The sequence below is a fragment of the Snodgrassella sp. M0351 genome (assembly GCF_016100575.1).
GTDB classification, from domain to species: Bacteria; Pseudomonadota; Gammaproteobacteria; order Burkholderiales; family Neisseriaceae; genus Snodgrassella; species Snodgrassella alvi.
The window spans coordinates 1-19,746 of the sequence record NZ_JACFSG010000001.1; the positions used below are offsets into that span (position 1 = coordinate 1).

Annotated in this window: 19 protein-coding genes; 13 read left to right on the top strand and 6 right to left on the bottom strand. The window is 40.5% G+C overall.

The window, feature by feature from the left end:
• Positions 1–149 precede the first annotated feature (149 nt).
• Complete coding sequence (locus H3V01_RS00005; protein WP_198185521.1) at positions 150–470, bottom strand: tRNA (cytidine(34)-2'-O)-methyltransferase; 321 nt, start codon at positions 468–470, stop codon at positions 150–152.
• 46 nt (positions 471–516) lie between these two features.
• Here H3V01_RS00005 and H3V01_RS00010 point away from each other — a divergent pair, with 46 nt between their 5' ends.
• From H3V01_RS00010 to H3V01_RS00035, 6 genes are all read left to right on the top strand, one after another.
• On the top strand, positions 517–1,947 hold the full coding sequence (locus H3V01_RS00010) for a UbiA family prenyltransferase (RefSeq protein ID WP_198185523.1): 1,431 nt from the start codon (positions 517–519) through the stop codon (positions 1,945–1,947).
• 23 nt (positions 1,948–1,970) lie between these two features.
• Complete coding sequence (locus tag H3V01_RS11115) at positions 1,971–2,345, top strand: EamA family transporter (RefSeq protein ID WP_198185525.1); 375 nt, start codon at positions 1,971–1,973, stop codon at positions 2,343–2,345.
• 1 nt (position 2,346) lies between these two features.
• Entirely contained in the window at positions 2,347–3,321 is a 975-nt protein-coding gene (locus H3V01_RS00020; RefSeq protein WP_198185527.1) for an NAD-dependent epimerase/dehydratase family protein, read from the top strand.
• A complete protein-coding gene (locus tag H3V01_RS00025) occupies positions 3,321–5,645 on the top strand; it encodes a hypothetical protein (protein ID WP_198185529.1) in 2,325 nt (774 codons plus the stop codon). The genes H3V01_RS00020 and H3V01_RS00025 overlap by 1 nt, the downstream gene beginning before the upstream one ends.
• Before the next feature lie 335 nt (positions 5,646–5,980).
• A complete protein-coding gene (locus H3V01_RS00030) occupies positions 5,981–7,186 on the top strand; it encodes a M20 aminoacylase family protein (protein ID WP_198185531.1) in 1,206 nt (401 codons plus the stop codon).
• Between the two features lie 21 nt (positions 7,187–7,207).
• On the top strand, positions 7,208–8,494 hold the full coding sequence (locus tag H3V01_RS00035; RefSeq protein ID WP_078474608.1) for an MFS transporter: 1,287 nt from the start codon (positions 7,208–7,210) through the stop codon (positions 8,492–8,494).
• 60 nt (positions 8,495–8,554) lie between these two features.
• On the opposite strand, the gene tkt is transcribed toward H3V01_RS00035, so the two are convergent.
• Positions 8,555–10,540, bottom strand: a complete 1,986-nt coding sequence (tkt, locus tag H3V01_RS00040; protein ID WP_198185533.1) for a transketolase — start codon at positions 10,538–10,540, stop codon at positions 8,555–8,557.
• Positions 10,541–10,851: 311 nt separating this feature from the next.
• Here tkt and H3V01_RS00045 point away from each other — a divergent pair, with 311 nt between their 5' ends.
• A complete protein-coding gene (locus H3V01_RS00045; protein WP_279118859.1) occupies positions 10,852–11,169 on the top strand; it encodes a ComEA family DNA-binding protein in 318 nt (105 codons plus the stop codon).
• A gap of 23 nt (positions 11,170–11,192) precedes the next feature.
• Here the strand turns inward: H3V01_RS00045 and H3V01_RS00050 are convergent, their stop codons facing one another.
• Positions 11,193–12,080: a LysR family transcriptional regulator gene (locus tag H3V01_RS00050; RefSeq protein ID WP_025329971.1), complete on the bottom strand. Its 888-nt coding sequence runs from the start codon at positions 12,078–12,080 to the stop codon at positions 11,193–11,195.
• 235 nt (positions 12,081–12,315) lie between these two features.
• Here H3V01_RS00050 and H3V01_RS00055 point away from each other — a divergent pair, with 235 nt between their 5' ends.
• The 6 genes from H3V01_RS00055 to H3V01_RS00080 all read left to right on the top strand — a co-directional run bounded on the left by H3V01_RS00055 (position 12,316) and on the right by H3V01_RS00080 (position 18,034).
• On the top strand, positions 12,316–13,680 hold the full coding sequence (locus H3V01_RS00055; RefSeq protein WP_096765455.1) for a CitMHS family transporter: 1,365 nt from the start codon (positions 12,316–12,318) through the stop codon (positions 13,678–13,680).
• Between the two features lie 43 nt (positions 13,681–13,723).
• Complete coding sequence (locus H3V01_RS00060) at positions 13,724–15,061, top strand: acyclic terpene utilization AtuA family protein (protein WP_198185535.1); 1,338 nt, start codon at positions 13,724–13,726, stop codon at positions 15,059–15,061.
• 2 nt (positions 15,062–15,063) lie between these two features.
• Positions 15,064–15,366: an AtuA-related protein gene (locus H3V01_RS00065; RefSeq protein ID WP_025329974.1), complete on the top strand. Its 303-nt coding sequence runs from the start codon at positions 15,064–15,066 to the stop codon at positions 15,364–15,366.
• A 123-nt stretch (positions 15,367–15,489) separates the two neighbouring features.
• Positions 15,490–16,143: an acetate CoA-transferase subunit alpha gene (gene atoD / locus H3V01_RS00070; RefSeq protein WP_198185538.1), complete on the top strand. Its 654-nt coding sequence runs from the start codon at positions 15,490–15,492 to the stop codon at positions 16,141–16,143.
• 13 nt (positions 16,144–16,156) lie between these two features.
• The gene (locus tag H3V01_RS00075; protein ID WP_037392084.1) at positions 16,157–16,822 is read left to right on the top strand and encodes a 3-oxoacid CoA-transferase subunit B; all 666 of its coding nucleotides are present in this window, start codon (positions 16,157–16,159) and stop codon (positions 16,820–16,822) included.
• A 30-nt stretch (positions 16,823–16,852) separates the two neighbouring features.
• Positions 16,853–18,034: an acetyl-CoA C-acetyltransferase gene (locus H3V01_RS00080; RefSeq protein ID WP_198185540.1), complete on the top strand. Its 1,182-nt coding sequence runs from the start codon at positions 16,853–16,855 to the stop codon at positions 18,032–18,034.
• A gap of 120 nt (positions 18,035–18,154) precedes the next feature.
• Here H3V01_RS00080 and H3V01_RS00085 read toward each other — a convergent pair whose 3' ends face one another.
• From H3V01_RS00085 to H3V01_RS00095, 3 genes are all read right to left on the bottom strand, one after another.
• Positions 18,155–18,625: a nuclear transport factor 2 family protein gene (locus H3V01_RS00085; RefSeq protein WP_198185542.1), complete on the bottom strand. Its 471-nt coding sequence runs from the start codon at positions 18,623–18,625 to the stop codon at positions 18,155–18,157.
• 156 nt (positions 18,626–18,781) lie between these two features.
• Positions 18,782–19,201 carry a GFA family protein gene (locus H3V01_RS00090; protein ID WP_198185544.1) on the bottom strand — a complete coding sequence of 140 codons (420 nt, stop codon included), beginning with the start codon at positions 19,199–19,201 and terminating at the stop codon, positions 18,782–18,784.
• 54 nt (positions 19,202–19,255) lie between these two features.
• The gene (locus tag H3V01_RS00095) at positions 19,256–19,639 is read right to left on the bottom strand and encodes an MAPEG family protein (RefSeq protein WP_025329980.1); all 384 of its coding nucleotides are present in this window, start codon (positions 19,637–19,639) and stop codon (positions 19,256–19,258) included.
• Between the last annotated feature and the right edge of the window lie 107 nt (positions 19,640–19,746).

The window sequence follows — 19,746 nt, forward strand, 5'->3', positions numbered from 1 at the left end:
ATGGATTGCCCATGTGAAAGTAGGACACCGCCAGACTCCCCATAGAAGAACCCGGTTGATTAGTCAGCCGGGTTTCTTACTTTAACTACTGAGAAGTACCACAGAAGAAAAACAATACTGCAGCAGCCTGATGGCTGCTGTTACTGTATCTAGGCCAGAGAGGGGAAGGACTGCTGACGCAGTGCTTCGTAGAGGACGATGGCGGCGGCGTTGGACAGGTTCAGTGAGCGGATGTGCTCTGACTGCGGGATTCGCAGACACTGCTCGGCGCGTGCCTGTGCGAATGCCTCGGGCAGTCCGGTAGTTTCGCGACCGAAGAGAAAGTAGATTTGCTGATTGGGGTCGCTATAGTCGAACTGAGTGTAGTTGCGTGTGCCGTAGGTTTCTATCAGGTATATCTGTGCGTTAGTCTGAGTTTCGGTTATGCATGATGAATGCTTTAGGTAACTGTATTGATGATGAGTAAACATCTATGTAAAATTATTGCATTATTTTATCGATATGCAGGGGAAAATAGTGACAGAATCAAGTCTTCCGTTAGTTGTGGATTTAGATGGAACATTAATTCTGACTGATTCATTACATGAAACCCTGATCAGTATGCTTAAATTATATCCGTTTAAGCTTTTCAAATTAATAAAAATATATTTCCAAGGTAAAGCAGAATTTAAAAAATTTGTCTATGAACATAGTAATTTTAATGCTGATAAAATACCTTATCGTCATGAATTAGTTAACTACATACAAAAGCAACGGCAACAAGGAAGAAAAGTCATACTTGCTACTGCTGCCTATAAAGATATTGCATATAAAGTAGCGGATTTTTTGAATTGCTTTGATGATGTTATTGCTACGGATTCACAAAAAAATTTAAAAGGAATAAACAAATTTAATGCGATAGAACAGAAAATCGGACGAAAATTTATATATGCAGGGGATGATAGTGCTGATTTGCCAATTTGGAAAGAGGCTAGCGGAGCTATTGTTACAGGAAATAAAACTGATAAACTTATAAAAATAATAAAGCAAAGCGGAACGCCGGTATTAAAACAGTTCAGCAATAAAGATGAAAAAATGATGTCATGGCTGAAAGCCATACGTTTACATCAATGTTTGAAAAATCTACTTCTCTTTGTTCCACTCCTTACTTCTTTTCAGTTTTATGATTTTCAAAAATTTTTAATAGTATCTACTGCTTTTATTGCTTTTTCTTTAGGTGCATCAGCAACATATATTTTAAATGATTTATGGGATCTGGAAAATGACCGTCAGCATTTGAATAAAAGACATCGACCGTTTGCTTCTGGAAATTTATCGATTGCTCAGGGTCTCAGGGTAAGTTTATTGCTTTTAATGAGTGCAGGATTAATTTCTATTTTGATATCAAGATATTTTTTTGGTATATTTTTATTATATTTATTAATAACAACATTATATAGTTTAAGATTAAAACAGATTATATTATTAGATATAATAGTTTTATCCGTTTTATATACCGTCAGAATATTAGCAGGCGGAGTAGTTGCTAATATAGAATTAAGTTACTCTTTACTGGCATTTTCTGTCTTAATATTTTTAAGTTTGGCTACTGTGAAAAGGTGTGCCGAGTTAGTTTCAAAGTCTGATGAGAATAATTCGATTGCCGGTAGAGGGTATATAAAATCCGATTTAGATATTCTCTGGCCATTAGGTATCAGTACATATATTGGTGCCATTATTGTTTTTGGTCTTTATATTAATGCTCCGGAAACCATTGTTTATTATAGAACTCCTGCTTTATTATGGTTGGCACAATTATTGATGGTCTATCTGATTGGTAATTTATGGATGATGACTAAAAGAGGTTTAATGCACGATGATCCAATCGTATTTTTTATTCAAGATAAAAAAAGTCTGATTTTACTGACTTTAATAATATATATTATATTGTTAGCCAGATATATTTAGTTTTCTGATTTGGAAGAGTTAGAGTGAATCTATTAACATTTATGCTTGCAGTTATCAGCGTTACACTAAATGCTATGGCGCAAATTGCATTACGTAAAACTATGCAGACACTTGGGACGTTTCCCCAAAGTGCTTCTGATTATTTTTACTTTGGATATCAACTAATATTGAATGCATGGTTTATTACTGGTATGTGCCTTTATGCAATTAGTATTGGCTTATGGATGGCTGTATTGGGCAAAACTGAAGTGAGTCTGGCTTATCCGCTTTTATCAATTGGTTATATCATTACTGCTTTTATCGGGTATTTCTTCTTACATGAAAATGTTAATCTGCTTCGTATTATAGGTTTGATTACTATTTGTATAGGAATCATAATTATTTCCAGGAGTGCGTAAATTGCGTCATATTATTACCGGAGGTAGTGGGTTCACAGGACAGATTCTCATAAGAAAATTATTACAGAATGGCAATGAAGTAGTTAATTTTGACATAAAAAACTATACTGATTGCACTCTGGAAAAACAGAGTCAGTTTGTTTATGGTGATATACGTTCAGTTCAGGATATAAGAAAATTAAATCTTCAACCGGATGATATTGTTTATCATTTGGCTGCACGACAGTTTGCTGATAATGTACCCAGATCAAATCGTCAGGCTTGGTTTTTTGAGGTGAATGTTGCTGGTACTCAAAATATTTTGCAGGCAATGTCAGCAGCAGGTACAACCAGAATGGTATTTTTTTCTACTGATATGACCTATGGTATGGTGAATTCATGTCCGGTATCAGAGGAGCATCCCCAAAATCCTTTGGGATCTTATGGAAGCAGTAAAGTTGAAGCAGAAAAATTAATTCGAAGTTATGAAAAATTAAATGCTACTATTTTTCGTCCAAGACTGATTACTGGTGCTGGGCGTTTAGGTATATTAGGTAAATTATTCAGGCTGATATCTTTAAATTTACCTGTGCCGATGATAGGAAATGGTACTAATCGTTATCAAATGGTAAGTGTTGATGATTGTGTTACTGCCGCTTTGCAGGCCTGTAAAAATAACTTTCCCAGAGAAAATTTTAATTTGGGTTCATTAAATCCTCCGACAACCAGAGAGCTGTTAGAGGCAATCATCAAACATGCTAATTCAAAATCTTTTTTAATACCGGTTCCTGCAAGATTGATTAAACCGGTACTGTCCGGACTGGATAAAATAGGTATGACACTATTATATCCTGAGCAGTATGCCATTGCTGATCAGAATACTTTGCTTGATATTACAAAAGTTAATCAGTTGCTAGGCTGGTCACCTTCATGTTCAGATATAACTGCTATGTGTGCTGCATATGATAATTATATTAATATAAAGAAAACCCAATAATGAGTAATGAAAACGTAAATGTTAAAGAGGCATTGTTATTTTCAATATTTTATGCAATTTCAATAATTATTATATGTAGTCTGTTTCAGAGTGATTTTTTTTGTATTGATGATGCTTCTTATGAAATGCTTGGTTTTTTCAGACAGATTGGCCATATTTGGTCAGAAGGGAGAATACCTTTTATAGTTGACTCTATGTATATCGGTGGTAATGAGATGATTGATTTAGGTAAAGGTATATTTTTACCTCAGAATATTCTGGTTTCTCTTATTACTTCTCGTTTTCATCATATTCTGTTATCTGGCTGGATACTGGCTTTTATAAATATCGTATTGGTTTCGCTATCTTCTTTGGTTATTGCCAGAGTATTCAGATTACATAAATGTTATGCTTATACACTGGCCGCATTTACAGTTATTCAGCCGGTCTTTCTTTATCAGTATCTGGGTGCCTGGTGGAATGCGGCAAACGGACAGGCTTGGGCAATGGTGTCTATTGCCACATTTTTATTACTTAAAAAAAATTACTCTAAAATCAATATTATTCTAAACTTTATATCAGTTATTTTTTTGCTTTCTTCCGGCTGGCCACATGGAGTAATAGGTTATGCTGTGTTTGTCGGAATAACTCTGGTTTTTGAATTTAAACAATCAGGTAAATTAAATAAAGTTGTTTACTTGAGTATTCCGGCTATTCTGGCACTTATTTTTTCTTTCCCAATTTATTCCGAATATATTTTTTCGCATGATTTAACTAATCGTGTAAATGGATTTGATAGTTCACTCAGAACTTTTATTCCTTCATGGTCTACTATTATTCTGGGGTTTTTTCCCACTTTTTATGATTATATGACTTATATCAGCTATAGGCTGGTGTTAGTACCTTTGGGTTTTTCTACTTTATTTTTACCTATGGTATTTTTTTACCGAAATATCAAAGAACTTTGGCAACGAGATAATATTCTGAAATGGTTTTCCACATTAATTATAATATTTTTTCTTTTATCACAAATGCCATCCCAGTTTGGCCCTTTGCGCTGGCCATTTCGATTTTTACCCTTTATTTCTTTTTTTATCTGTTTAGCTATATTCTATATTTTACAGTATGCACATGCCATCCGAGGTAAAAAGCTAATATTAAATAAAAAAATTTATATTTCTTTATATATTATCTTAGGTGGATTTTTTTTATTTTTACCAGTTTATGCTGGCTTTGATACATTAACATTGATTCTGAGTTTAGTGTTGATGCTGTTTTTACTTGAACATGATTTATTTAATTTTAAAAAAAGTATATTAGTTAATTTTAATAAAAAATATTTTTTAGTTATTCTATTTGTATTTTGTCTGGTGTTTTTTAATTCTTGGAATCTTCATCCGTTTTATATTATATTGCAAATTTTTTCTGTCTGGCTGCTTATATTGAGCCCGAAAATTATAGAGAGAAAAAGTCCATACGGGATGATAGGCTTAACTTTATTAATTTTATTATTGTTCCTTAACGGATTACCTACATTAGGCGGTTCTTATCAGCGTCAGACTGAATTAGCTGAACGTATTCAGTTACCAGATAATGTTAATTTACAAGGTTATGTTTTGTCTCTTCCATTAAATATTTATTTAAAACAAACCCGGCAATTAAATGATATTGCTTCAGCTCAGTTCGGTTTTTATGATATTAAATCAATAAATGGTTATTCTCCTGTAGGTAGTAAAAGACTCGAGAAAATATTACCGGTTAATCAGTCTGCACATGGTATTTTTACATCTAAACCGGCATTGGAGAATATTTTACAGAATGCAAAAGGATTCAATGTTTGTCAGGCAGTGTTGATGCGGATTAGCACTATTATCGTTAATAAGGATGATTATGCTGCTTTTAGTCATCAGTTTAAGCAGTGCGGATATAGTGAAGTTCAGTCAGCAGATAGCCGTAGTGATTTGTATGTATCGTTACCATTTACTCTGACAAAAGGGTGGGAAAATAACTCTCCCTTTGTATATCCTGATATAGCTGGTGTCAGAATTGTGAAACACGAAAATAATACAGATTGGGTTCAGATTCCAGAGCATAAAGATAATATTACTCTGATATTCCCGCGTTTATGGTGGTATGGCTATTCTGCTAAGATTGATGATCATTTATTATCTGTTACTGCAGATAGTTCCGGTTCATTGGTACAGGTTTCTGTACCGCCTGATTTTAATGGAGTGTTACGTCTGAGTTATTTTCCGGTAACTTGGCGATATTTATGGTTTTTGCCTATACTGGCAATAATAGGATTGATAACTTTATTGTTTTTTAATGTAAAAATTAAAGAATGATTAAAACTTGAGTAAAAATATTTTAAATCACGGTTTAATTAAATATCTTTTCTAAATATAAAAATGCACTTTAAATTTCAAAAAGTGCATTTTTTGTTCTGTCATCAGACGGGTGTTTAAATTTTTTAATGTAAAAGAGACAAAACAGATTAATATTGAAAACTATTCTTTTGGGTTATATAAATAACTGGTTTTTATTATTCATATTTTGTTTTAAATATACTTAAAAAATTAATCTTATAAGACAATGTATTAAATTATTTTGTTTTGTCAATAATAATTTTGTTTGTTAAGCTATAGTCTTCTTAATTCATTAAAAATGTAAAGGTATGTTTATGAAAGAGATTCATGAGCTGATTGAAGCTGAGTTAAGTACTTTTGTTCAGCTGCGTCATGATATTCATCAACACCCTGAATTGGCTTTTGCAGAAAATCGAACCAGCGATAAAGTTGCCGCTTTGCTGGAGCAGTGGGGATATAAAGTTGAACGGGGTATTGGTGGTACTGGTCTGGTAGCGCAACTTCAAGCTGGAAATGGTGACAGACGGATTGGTATCCGGGCTGATATGGATGCATTGCCGATTACTGAAGAAAGTGGCGTTGCGCATACAAGCCAGCATACAGGCAAAATGCATGCATGTGGTCATGATGGACATACTGTAATGCTACTGGCTGCGGCTAAGGTATTAGCCAGCAGAAAATCGTTTAATGGTACATTGAATCTGATTTTTCAGCCGGCGGAGGAATATGGCAAATCTGGTAGTGGTGCTATGCGGATGATTGCTGATGGTCTGTTTGAAAAATATCCGTGTGATGCCGTATATGGTATGCATAATATGCCGGGTTATCCGCAGGGACAGTTACATTTTTATGATGGCTGGATGATGGCTTCATCTGATGTGGCCACTATTACAGTAAAAGGTGTGGGCGGGCATGGCGCGAAACCGCACAATACGCATGATCCGATTGTGGCTGCTTCTTCTATCGTAATGGCTTTACAGACAATTGTGTCACGTAATGTCAGTCCGCTGGATTCGGCTGTGGTTACAGTGGGTATGTTTCATGCCGGTGTGGCGAATAATGTAATTCCTGAACAGGCTGAACTAAAGCTGACTGTGCGTTGCTTCAAGCCTGAAGTACGTAAGCTGTTACAGCAACGTATTGTGGCCATCGCTCAGGCTCAGGCACAAAGCTTTAATGTTGTGGCTGAAGTGGATTATCAGCATGGATATGCTCCTGTATTTAATACCAGTAAAGAAACTCAGTTTGCGCGTCAGGTAGCACGTGAAGTGGTAGCGGAAGAAAATATTGTCGATCAGACTGAACCAATGGCCGGAAGTGAAGATTTTGCATTTATGCTGGAAAAATGTCCGGGAAGTTATTTGTTTATTGGTAATGGTCTGAAAGAAGTTGATGCTGCTTCCGGTTTTGATTTGCATAATCCTTATTATGATTTCAATGATAAAAATATAGCTATTGGTGCGACATACTGGGTAGCACTGGCTGAGCGCTTTTTAAATAAATCAGATTTGAATTTTTAATAAAAAAATTGGAGTAATGATATGAATACAGGACAAGTAGCTATAGAGCATAATAAGCCACCGGCGAAAGCGATTGCGGCGGCGGTGGCAGGGAATGCACTGGAATTTTATGATTTTATTATTTATTCATTTTTTGCAGTGTATATTGCGCAATCGTTTTTTCCCTCAACCAATAATGATAAATACACCAGTTTGCTTGCTGCAGTAGCTGTATATGGTGTCGGTTTTTTTACGCGACCGTTGGGTGGTTTACTTATTGGTGCCTATGCAGACAAGAAAGGTCGCCGGGCAGCGATGATGCTGACAGTGGCATTAATCACGCTGGGAACGCTGGGACTGGCTGTTACACCCAGCTATGAGGTGATCGGGATTGCAGCTCCTGTTATTGTGGTTATTGCACGTATGGTTCAGGGGCTGGCTTTAGGTGGAGAAGTAGGTCCGGCTTCAGCAATGCTGATTGAATCTGCTCCGCCAGATAAACGTGCTTTTTATGCCAGCTGGCAAATGGCCAGTCAGGGAATTGCGGTAGTGGTTGGTGGTTTGGTTGGTTTTACTGTTTCCAGTATTCTGACTCTGGAACAGTTGAATGCATGGGGCTGGCGCATCCCTTTTCTGATAAGTCTGGTATTAATTCCGATTGCTCTGTATATTCGCCGAGCCTTACCGGAAACACTGGAAGAACCGACTCATCACAGTGGTACTCAGATGATAAAAATCATATTTTCCCGTTATAGGAACGAGGTGATACTGGGAGTTATGGTGCTGATGTCGACGGCTATTACCGCTCAGGTAGGTAATTATATGACTACTTTTGCTATCGATACGTTTAAACTTAAGCCAAATATTGCGCAAATCTGCACTACTTCGGGTGGGTTGATGATGTTTGTGTTTTCATTACTGGCAGGTATGCTGGCTGATAAATATGGTCGTAAAAGTATTATATTATGGCCACGGGTGGCTTTAATGTTGCTGATTGTGCCGATGTTTTATCTGTTGGTAAAAACTGAAAGTGTGGCGATGCTGTTGCTGGTAACAATGATGGTAACGTTGTTAACAGGGATGAGCGGCGCCAGTAGTTTAGTGGCTATTCCGGAAATGATACCGTTTAAACTACGCGCAACCGCTGTATCACTAATTTATGCTATTAGTATAACTTTGTTTGGTGGTACGGCACAATTTGTGATTACTTGGCTGATCAAGCATTTTGGTGCAGTATCGCCGGCTTATTATGTAGCAGGTACCAGTTTATTATCTGTAATAGCTATTCTGATGATGCCGGAAACACGTCATATAAATGTAAAAGATTAAATCTATCATAATGATATAAAAAATGCCGGCAAACAATGCCGGCGTTTTTTATATGCTCATTTAAATGATATTTTTCACTACTTCAACAACCTGTTCGACAGTGAAACCAAATTCCTGAAAGAGTTTCTCAGCTGGTGCGGATTCACCAAAACGATTAATACCAATAATGGCACCATTCGTACCCACGTATTTATACCATGAATCACTGACACCGGCTTCAATGGCAATACGAGGCAGATGAGCAGGTAAGACGCTGTCACGGTAGGCCTGATCCTGCTGATCAAAGATATGGGTATTAGGCATAGATACAACTGTTGTGGCAATACCTTGTTCAGCTAATTTGCTCTGAGCATTGACAGCCAGCTCCACTTCAGATCCTGTGGCAATAAGTACCGCCTGCGCAGCCTTTGTATCGGGTGCTTTCAGTACATAACCGCCACGACGGATATTGGCTAGTTGCTGCTTATCCCGTGGCATAAATGGTAACCCCTGACGGCTGAATATCAGGCAACTGGGATGACTGGTTGCAGCGGCGGCATCTGCCCACGCTATCAGTGATTCGGCGCTGTCACACGGTCGCCATACACTCATGTTAGGAATCAGACGCAGGGTGGCAATTTGTTCAACCGGCTGGTGTGTCGGGCCATCTTCTCCCAAGCCGATTGAATCGTGTGTGAATACAAAAATCGGGTTGATTTTCATTAGTGCAGCCATGCGCAAAGCATTACGGGCGTATTCACTGAACATCAGGAAAGTAGCTCCGAATGGTTTGATGCCACCGTGCAGGCTCAAACCATTCATAATGGCTGCCATACCAAATTCCCGCACGCCGTAATGGATGTAATTGCCGCCACTGGTGGCTGTCACGGCAGTACTACCAGACCAGTTAGTCAGGTTTGAGGGGGTAAGATCTGCAGATCCGCCTACAAATTCAGGTAGAATTTGTGCCAGAATTTCGATGCTGTTCTGACTGGCTTTGCGGGTGGCCACTTTTTCAGCTTTGCTGCATACTTCATTTAATGCATTTTGAACGTGTTCTGCAAAATTTTCCGGCAGTTTACCGTCCATGCGGCGAATAAATTCAGCTGCTTCAGCAGGGTATTGTTGCTGATAACGGTTAAATAAATTCTGCCACTGCTGTTCCAGTTGTGTACCGGCTTTAAGCGCACTCCAGTCGTCATAGATTTCCTGCGGAATGGTAAATGGTGCATGTGCCCAGTTCAGAGCAGCGCGGGTAGCGGCAATTTCTTCGGCACCTAATGGTGCGCCATGGGTTTTATGGCTGCCTTCTTTGTTAGCGGCACCTTTGCCGATTCTGGTTTTACAACAGATAATCGATGGTTTCTCGGTTTCGGCTTTTGCTGCGGTAATAGCTGCACGGATAGCAGCTTCATCATGACCGTCTACATCGGCAACTGTGTGCCAGCCGTAAGAGGTAAAGCGTTCAGGAATGTTTTCGCTGAACCAATTGTCTACTTTGCCATCAATTGAGATGTTGTTGTCATCATACAGAACAATGAGTTTGCCCAGTTTAAGCGTGCCGGCCAGTGAACATACTTCATGGGATATTCCTTCCATCAGACAGCCATCGCCGACAAATACGTAAGTATGGTGATCAACAATATTCAAGCCCGGTTTATTAAATCGGGCAGCCAGAATTTTTTCTGCTAGTGCCATACCAACGGCATTACCAATTCCTTGTCCAAGTGGTCCGGTTGTGGTTTCTACACCATCAGTGTAGCCATATTCCGGATGTCCCGGGGTCTTACTGTGCAGCTGGCGAAAGTTTTTCAGATCTTCAATACTGAGATTGTAACCGCTCAGATGCAGCAGACTATACAGCAGCATGGACGCGTGTCCGTTCGAAAGGATGAAACGGTCGCGGTTGTAAAACTTAGGATTAGCTGGATTGTGTTGCAGGAATTCGCGCCACACTACAGTAGCCATTTCGGCCATGCCCATTGGTGCGCCCGGATGCCCTGAGTTAGCCTGTTCAATTGCGTCCATTGCCAGGAAGCGAATAGCATTAGCGAGATGTGAAGCCATGAAGTTGCCTTTTGATAAGGGAATTGCTGGTTGCGATAGCGATGTGAGTTAATGGACTGTACTCCGCCGCAAGAGACAAAGGTTATCCAGTACGAATTATCCTGAATCTACACAAACCTTTCAAGGTAAGACTGTTTTTATCTGATTTTGATGGTTTGAAAAAGGGACAGTTAAGTTGGGATATTCATAATAGTATCGTACTCTTATTAATTAAAATAATAATTGCATAATTTGAGTCTATATTTTATGCTATTGTCAATTTATAAGTATGATTTGATCAGCACATTTTATCAATCAAAGGAGAATACAGAGTGCAAAAGATTTGTATGATTCTGGTACTGTTGTTTGCTATGGCTTCGTTATGGGCCGCTGTTAATATTAATACTGCTTCTTCACAGCAGTTACAATCTTTACCGAATATTGGTGCAGTTAAAGCGCAGGCAATTATTGATTATCGTAATGCCCATGGACCTTTTCATTCCACGGAAGATATTATGCGTGTAAAAGGCATTGGTAAGGCAACTTATGAAAAATTGCAAAATGATATTAGTGTCAGTGGTGTAACGATTAATTCGAACCCAACTTCTAAATATCGTCGTGCTGTACCTGCTACCGCTGCATCCAGATAGTATTAGCTATCTGTATATACTTTTTAGTCTCTGAATATGTTGGCTTTAATGTGATGATAAAAATTCTCAGCCTGCGGTGATAGTTTGCGCTCTTTATGTTTAATCAGATAAATGGAACGTTCCAGATTCATGTCTCTGACATCTCTGACTACGAGATTTTTATGTTCAAATTGAAATAATGTTAATCTCGGTACTATGCCAATGCCATAATTAGCCGCTACCAGTCCCATCATGGTGGTGAGCTGGCTAACTTCTACTACATAATTTATTCCAAATAAATCTACAATTTTATCAACGAAATGGCGAATGCTGGTGCCTTTAGTAAATCCAATCATGCCATATTCTAGTAAATCTTTTAATTCAATATCTGCTTTACTGGCCAGTGGATGATTGATATGACATATGAGATGGAACTTGTCAGAAAAAAGGAACTCAGCAGAAATTTCAGTTAAAGAGGGAGATTTTGCGGTTAACGCCAGTTCTGCATGTCCTTGTAACAGGGCTTGCAGGCACAAATCCCATTGTGTATCGAGTAATTCAACTTGGACATTAGCATGCTGATGATGAAAAGTAGCCAGCAGCTGTGAAACCCATTGTACGACGATAGACGGCATAACTGCCAGTACCAGTTTTTCCTTATGATTATTGGCATGTGAGCGGATTTCTTTGGTAGTGCGCTCATAGGCAAACATGAGTTCACGTGCCAGTTTGATGAAGTGGATTCCGTCTTCGTTCAGCTGAACTTTACGGGTATCCCTGTCAAACAGGCGATAGCCGATTTCCTGTTCCAGATTGGCAATCAGGCTACTGAATGCAGGCTGAGACAAATGGATCTTCTGGGCTGCACGGGTGAAGTTATCTTCTTCTACCAGCGCCAGAAAGGCTTTTATCTGCTTAATTGATATATTCATATAGCATTATTTGCCGTATTTAAATCCATATCGCTATCTACAATAGCATATTTAGCGTCAATATATATTGAGTTTTATCAAATTTTTCATATGCTGCCGGATTTATCGAATTTGTTTATTAATCGATTTTTATTATCGATTAGACAGGGTGTGTCGTTATGGCGAGAATGCAAAGGCTTTCTTAAATATTTATTCATTTATTCTTTTTTAATAATAACCCAAAAAGGGGATTCTTATGCTGGCTTTAGTAGGCATATTAACTATTGCAACTTTGCTATTTTGCATTATGAGCAAGCGGTTATCGCCAATAGTCGCTTTGATTATTATTCCTATTCTAGGGGCTGTAATCGCACTATATATCGTACCGTTGTTTCAGGGAGGGCAGGAAATATTACCTCATTACACCGCGATACCAAAAATGGTAGTGGCAGGGATTTCCAAACTGGCACCTATGGCTGCGATGTTTGTGTTTGCCATTATTTTCTTCGGTGTGGTAAGTGACGCCGGGATGTTTGATCCGATTATCGCCAAGATTCTGAAGGTAGTAGGTACTAATCCTAAGAAAATTATTATTGGTACTGGTGTTCTGGCACTGATTGCGCATCTGGATGGTAACGGAGCAGTGACATTTCTGATTACTGTGCCGGCCATGCTGCCTTTATATAACAAACTTGGTATTGATAAGCGAATTCTTGCCGGAATTACAGCGCTGAGTGCTGGTGTAAATTTCCTGCCATGGACCGGACCGATGATTCGTGCCTCCGCAGCACTGGATGTATCTACACATGATCTGTTTACTCCGCTGATTCCGGCGCAGATTTGCGGGCTGGCCTTTATGGTGTTTATGGGCTGGTACTGGGGGCGCAAAGAAGAAAAACGTTTAGGTCTGGCCGGAGCCGGTGCTGGTGCAGTAATCGGTGGTGAAAATGAAGAAACAGCAACACATTTTGCGCCAAAAGAATTAACCGAAGAGGAGCAAAAGCTGCGTCGGCCGCATTTGTTCTGGGCGAATATTACTCTGGTGATTCTGGTAATTACGGGTATGGTAGCCACAAAAATATCACCAGTGGTTATTTTTATGGTGGCCTGCTGTATTGCGCTGACATTAAATTACCGCAAGCCTGCTGAACAATCTGCACGGATTAATGCTCATGCTAAGGGCGCGCTGATGATGGCATCCATTTTGTTTGCTGCCGGTGTGTTCACAGGCATTATGGGTGAATCCGGTATGCTCAAAGCTATGGCAAATTCAGCCGGTCATTTTGTACCTGACAGTTTGTCTTCTCATATTCCGTTTATTGTCAGTCTGGTAGCAATGCCGCTGAGTCTGGTATTTGACCCTGATTCCTATTATTTCGGCATTATGCCGGTGGTGGCCAATATTGGTGGTTTCCCGCCTATTCAGGTGGCTCAGGCTTCTTTACTTGGACAGATGACTACTGGTTTCCCGGTTAGTCCGCTGACTCCGGCTACCTTCCTGTTGTGCAGTCTGTCTGGCGTTGATTTGGCTGACCATCAGAAATTCTCTATTCCGATACTTTGGCTGGCTTCTATCGTGATGGCTGTAGGTGCGATGTTATTCGGAGTATTCCCGATATAAACAGGTTGTTTTTAAGTTGTTGAATGTAAAAAGGGTATGATATATGAAAAAAATCAGAATTGGTTGTGGTGCCGGATATGGCGGTGACCGGATTGAACCGGCTGTAGAGCTGGCGGAAAAAGGGGATATTCAGTATCTGGTATTTGAATGTCTGGCTGAACGCACGATTGCTATCGGTCAGCGCCAGAAAAAGCATAATCCGGAAACCGGTTTTAATGAATTACTGGCAGCGCGTATGCAGGCAGTATTACCGGCCTGTCTGGAAAAGGGAATCAAGATTGTTACTAATATGGGTTCTGCCAATCCGCGTGCAGCAGCCAAAGTAACTGCCGAAATCGCACGTTCTCTGGGCGCAAAAAATCTGAAAATTGCCATTATTGAAGGCGATGATGTTTACGAACAGGTTATGCAGCAGGATCTGTCACTGGATGAGCTGCAAAAACCGGTTTCACAATGCGGTAAGAAAATTGTTTCAGCCAATGCTTATATCGGCGCTGAACCAATGGTACAGGCGCTGGACAATGGTGCTGATATTGTTATTGCCGGCCGTGTTTCTGACCCGTCTCTGTTCCTGTCAATCATGATGCATGAGTTTAAATGGGGTGCAGAAGATTGGGAGCATCTGGGTAAGGGCACTATTCTGGGACACTTGCTTGAGTGTGCCGGCCAGATCACTGGTGGTTATTTTGCTGATCCGGGTTACCGCGATGTACCTGATCTGGCACGTCTGGGCTTTCCGATTGCCGAGATCAGTGCCGATGGTGATGCAGTAATTACCAAAGTTGAAGGCTCTGGCGGCATGGTTACTCCTGATACCTGTAAGGAACAGATGCTGTATGAAATTCATCGCCCGGATGAATATAAAACACCGGATGTCACCGCAGATTTTACGCAGGTAACCTTTACACAAGTAGGTAAAGACCGTGTTGCTGTTACTGGCGGTACAGGTCGTGCCCGTCCTGAGACGCTGAAGGTATCTGTAGGTTATGAAGATGGTTTTATTGGTGAAGGTGAGATGAGCTATGCCGGTCTGGGAGCGGTAGAACGCGGTCGTCTGGCACTGGCCATCGTAAAAGAGCGGTTTGAAATTGCACATGCAGAACCACAAGAGGTGCGTTTTGATCTGATTGGTATTGATTCTCTGCACGGTGCAACTTTGTCACAGAGCAGCCAGCCGTATGAAGTTCGTGTGCGTGTAGCCGGACGTTTCGCAACTAAAGCTGCGGCAGCAGTTGTGGGTAATGAAGTTGAAGCTTTATATACCAATGGTCCGGCCGGCGGTGGCGGTGCTATGAAATCTGTAAAAGAAATTGTGGCTATGGATTCAACATTTATTCCCCGTAATCTGGTGACAACCAGTATTGACTATCTGGAGGTTTGATAATGAAGTTACGTGAAATTGCACACTCTCGTACTGGTGATAAAGGTAATACTTCAAATATTTCGGTAATTGCTTATCGGCCTGAAGATTATGAACGTATTAAAGCAGCAGTGACTGCGGAAAAGGTTAAAGCGTTTTTTGCAGACATCGTGACTGGTGATGTTGTGCGCTATGAATTACCGAATATTGGTGCACTGAATTTTGTTATGTATGGTGCTTTGGGCGGCGGTGTTACTCGTACGCTGGCACATGATATGCATGGTAAAGGTTTGAGTGCAGCAATTCTGGATATGGACATTGAGTAATTAATCACTTGCCGGCGGTGCTTTTCAGGGTATCGCCGGCAAATCAAATATTGTCATAGATCTATAACAAAATCAGTTGTTATGTATTTGTCCGGTCTTTGGTTTATCTCAGGTTAGAAGAGTATGAAAACAAAACAGCTCAGTTTAGCGGATGTGAAAAATCATCTGTGGGATGGAATGACCATTATGTTTGGCGGTTTTATGGGAATCGGTACGCCCGCCAGACTGGTACAGGCTATTCTGGATTCAGGGGTTAAGGATTTAACTATTATTGGAAATGATACTGCGTTTGCAGAAACCGGTGTCGGCCCGCTGATTACGAATAATCGTGTCAAAAAAGTGATTACTTCGCATATCGGTACTAATCCGGAAACCGGTAAGAAAATGATTGCCGGTGAGATTGAAGTTGAACTGGTACCGCAGGGTACGCTGGCAGAGCGGATTCGTGCTGCCGGTGCAGGTCTAGGTGGTGTGCTGACACCTACCGGATTGGGAACAATTGTCGAAGAAGGCAAACAGAAAATCGCGGTAAACGGACAGGAATACCTGCTTGAATTGCCATTACAGGCCGATCTGGCCATTGTGGAAGCAAAAACGGCAGATAAGCTGGGTAATCTGGTGTATGAACTGTCTGCTCAGAATTTTAATCCGCTGGTTGCTCTAGCTGCGAAAAAGGTAATTGTTGAAGCTGGCAATGTGGTTGAAGTGGGTGAGATTTCACCTGATGCGGCGACTACACCGGCAGCGCTGGTTGATTATATTGTTTATCCGGAATAAAGGAAGAGTCACCATGAATGCAAAAGAATTAATTGCACGCAGAATTGCATTGGAATTCAATGACGGGGATGTGGTGAATCTGGGTATTGGTCTGCCAACTCAGGTAGCCAATTATGTACCGGAAGATATTCATATTACTTTACAGTCTGAAAACGGTTTTCTCGGTCTGGCTGCACTGGACCCTGAAAAAGCCAATCCTAATCTGGTGAATGCAGGTGGTCAGCCATGTGGTATTGCTGCCGGCGGTTGTACTTTTGACAGTGCATTTTCATTTGCACTGATTCGCGGCGGCCATGTTGATGCTTGTGTACTGGGTGGTCTTGAAGTCGATCAGCAGGCAAATCTGGCAAACTGGATGGTGCCGGGCAAAATGGTACCGGGCATGGGTGGTGCAATGGATCTGGTAACCGGTTCGCGCCGGGTTATTATTGGTATGGAGCATTGTACTAAAAATGGTGAATCCAAAATTCTGAAAGAATGTACTTTACCGCTAACAGCAAAAAACAAAGTTAATCTGATTGTTACTGAATTAGCTGTGTTTGGTTTTAAAGACGGACAACTGGTTTTACTGGAACATGCACCAGGCGTTGATCTGGAAACAATTAAGGCTAAAACTCAGGCTGAATTTACTGTGGCTGAAGATTTCCGTGAAATGGCAATCAGCCAGCGTGGTTTATAGGCTGGTAACAGTCAGATTTAGGGGTTAAATATGGAAAATGCAGTTATTGTCAGTGCAGCACGTACACCTGTAGGCAGCTTTAATGGTTCGCTGGCCAGTGTAGGCACAGTAGATTTGGGTAAGCTGGTTATTGCTGAAACTTTAAGCCGTGCCGGTGTTGAAAGCGGGCTGGTTGATGAAGTAGTGATGGGTAATGTGCTGCAGGCCGGGCTGGGACAGAATCCGGCACGACAAGCAGCCCTGGCAGCCGGACTGGCTGATAGTGTACCAGCGTATACTGTTAATAAAGTATGCGGTTCGGGATTAAAAACGGTAGCACTGGCCGCTCAGTCTATTGCCGCGCAGAATGCAGAGGTAGTGATAGCCGGCGGTATGGAAAATATGACGCGGGCACCATATCTGCTGGATAGCCGTGCACGCTGGGGCTATCGTATGGGTAATCAGCAGGTAATTGATACTATGGTATACGACGGGCTGACCTGTGCTACCAATCATTATCATATGGGGATTACTGCTGAAAATATTGCACAGAAATATCAGATCAGCCGGCAGGAACAGGATGAGCTGGCTTTACGTTCTCAGCAGCTGGCTGCGCAGGCGGTTGCAGCCGGTGTATTTGATGCAGAAATTGTGCCCGTAACAATTAAATCACGTAAAGGTGATACTGTATTTGCGCGTGATGAATATCCGCGGGCAGAGGCAACTGCTGAAGCACTGACTAAATTGAAACCGGCATTCAGTGCCGATGGAACAGTGACTGCCGGCAACTCATCAGGAATTAATGATGGTGCTGCTGCTGTGTTGGTGATGGCGGAAAGCAAAGCAAAAGAACTCGGATTACAGCCTCTGGCACGTATTCGCAGTTATGCCAGTGCTGGTGTAAGCCCTGCACTGATGGGGCTGGGACCTGTACCTGCGACACAGAAAGCTTTGCAGAAAGCCGGTCTGGCACTGACTGATATTGATTTGATTGAGGCAAATGAAGCTTTTGCTGCACAATTCCTCGGAGTAGGCCGCGAATTGCATTTTGATATGGATAAGACCAATATCCATGGTGGTGCGATTGCGATTGGTCATCCGATTGGAGCCAGTGGTACACGCATTCTGGTAAGTCTGTTATATGGTATGCAGGCAAAAGATGTTCAGTTCGGTCTGGCTACGCTGTGTATCGGCGGCGGTCAGGGTATTGCAATGATTGTTGAGCGTATGTAATACAGTTTAATTTCACTGAATATCCAATTGAAAACAGACTATATATTAAATATATATGGTCTGTTTTTGCTTGAACGAAGAAAGCGCCGTTAAGGCGCTTATAAGTTGTCGGATTAATCATTAAAACATCGTATTATTATTTTCTGCCTGCTCTGGTACATTTTGAATCACATCCCAATGCTCAACTATTTTTCCATCTTTAACTCGGAAGATATCAACTACTGCTTTACCAAGATCATCTTCATTGATTTTAGAATGGACATGTAACCATACTATATCGCCCTCCACAGATGAACGAATTATGATGGCACTTGATTGCGGATTTTGTTTAAAGAAATCTTCGAAATAAGTAATCGCAGGTGTTCTACCATCAGCGACATAAGGATTATGTTGTTTATAATCTTCAGCCAGTGTTTTTGTTGCCTCAGCAAGTTGATGTTTATTAAAAAAGTTATTGTAAAAATTGATAACTAGTGTACGATTTTCTTCTTCCTGAGTGATATTTCTTTGCTTTATATCTTTTGCAGCGGCAACACCTGTGAAACTCAACAAACAAATACCAATTAAAAAGCTTTTTTTAATTACATTCATACCAACTCCAATTCCTATTTTTATTTAGATAAACTCTATCTATAATGCGTTATTAATCTATAATGCATACCGCTTGAATGGTCGCAATTAAACTAAATAAAACAATATAGTTATTTATTCGGATAAGAACTGTTGGATAGACTAATCCGGCCGCGATTATTTCTGCTGCTCTGCTATCATTTGCTGAATATCAGCCTCGGTCAGGTTATGTGTCTGATTGGCGAAAGAATAGCATTCCGGTTTGTTATCAATATAAACTTGAAGATTGAAATCCAGGGCGTCAGGCTGGTTAAGTGTCCATGCGGCTATGTAGTATTGGTCGCTATTTTTTAAGTGATAATACAGATGAGTACCGCATTCTGAGCAAAATCCGCGTTCCGCCCATTCTGATGAATTGTAATTTTTGATGAATTCTGTATTTTCAAACTGAATCTTACCATTATGCATAATCGTCATCAGCGGACCTGCATTCCATTTGCGGCAGGTGCTGCAATGGCAGGCACTCAGTGAGTGATTATCTGTTTCCAGAGAAAATTTAACTTTGCCGCAAAGACATGAACCTGATTGTTTGCTCATATACTACCCCTTTATTGCAGATTGAATTATCAAAATTACTTGCCAGTATTGTATTCAGATTGCAGCTATGTAAAGCGCAATGATACAGATAACGCCCACTCCCCAGATACATGAACGGGCAAAAGATTTATCTTTAATGTAACAATAAAAATAACCTAGGCGACTGAGAATAAACAATACGCTCCAGAAGTTAATGGTGAACTGGGCAGCGTTATCAGTTGCATGGGCAATAATGACCGCAGCAGCGAAAGGTGCAAATATTTCGTAACCATTTTGCTGTGCAGCATTAGCACGTGCAGCTTTACCCTGTGCTTTAGCCATGAATTCACGGGGCTGATGATTATCATCAGCTTTAAAACCACCACTTTTTTTAGCATAAGATGCTGCAATCCATGGCAGAAGCATGGCTATTAAAACACACCAGTAAGCAAGAGTCATAATGTTGTACCTCGGTAGTATGTGTGTACTGCAATTAAATAAATTATGTGATGGGACTGGTTAAGTACGCGCAGTTTTATCCTGTCTGTGACTTTACCCTATGGGTA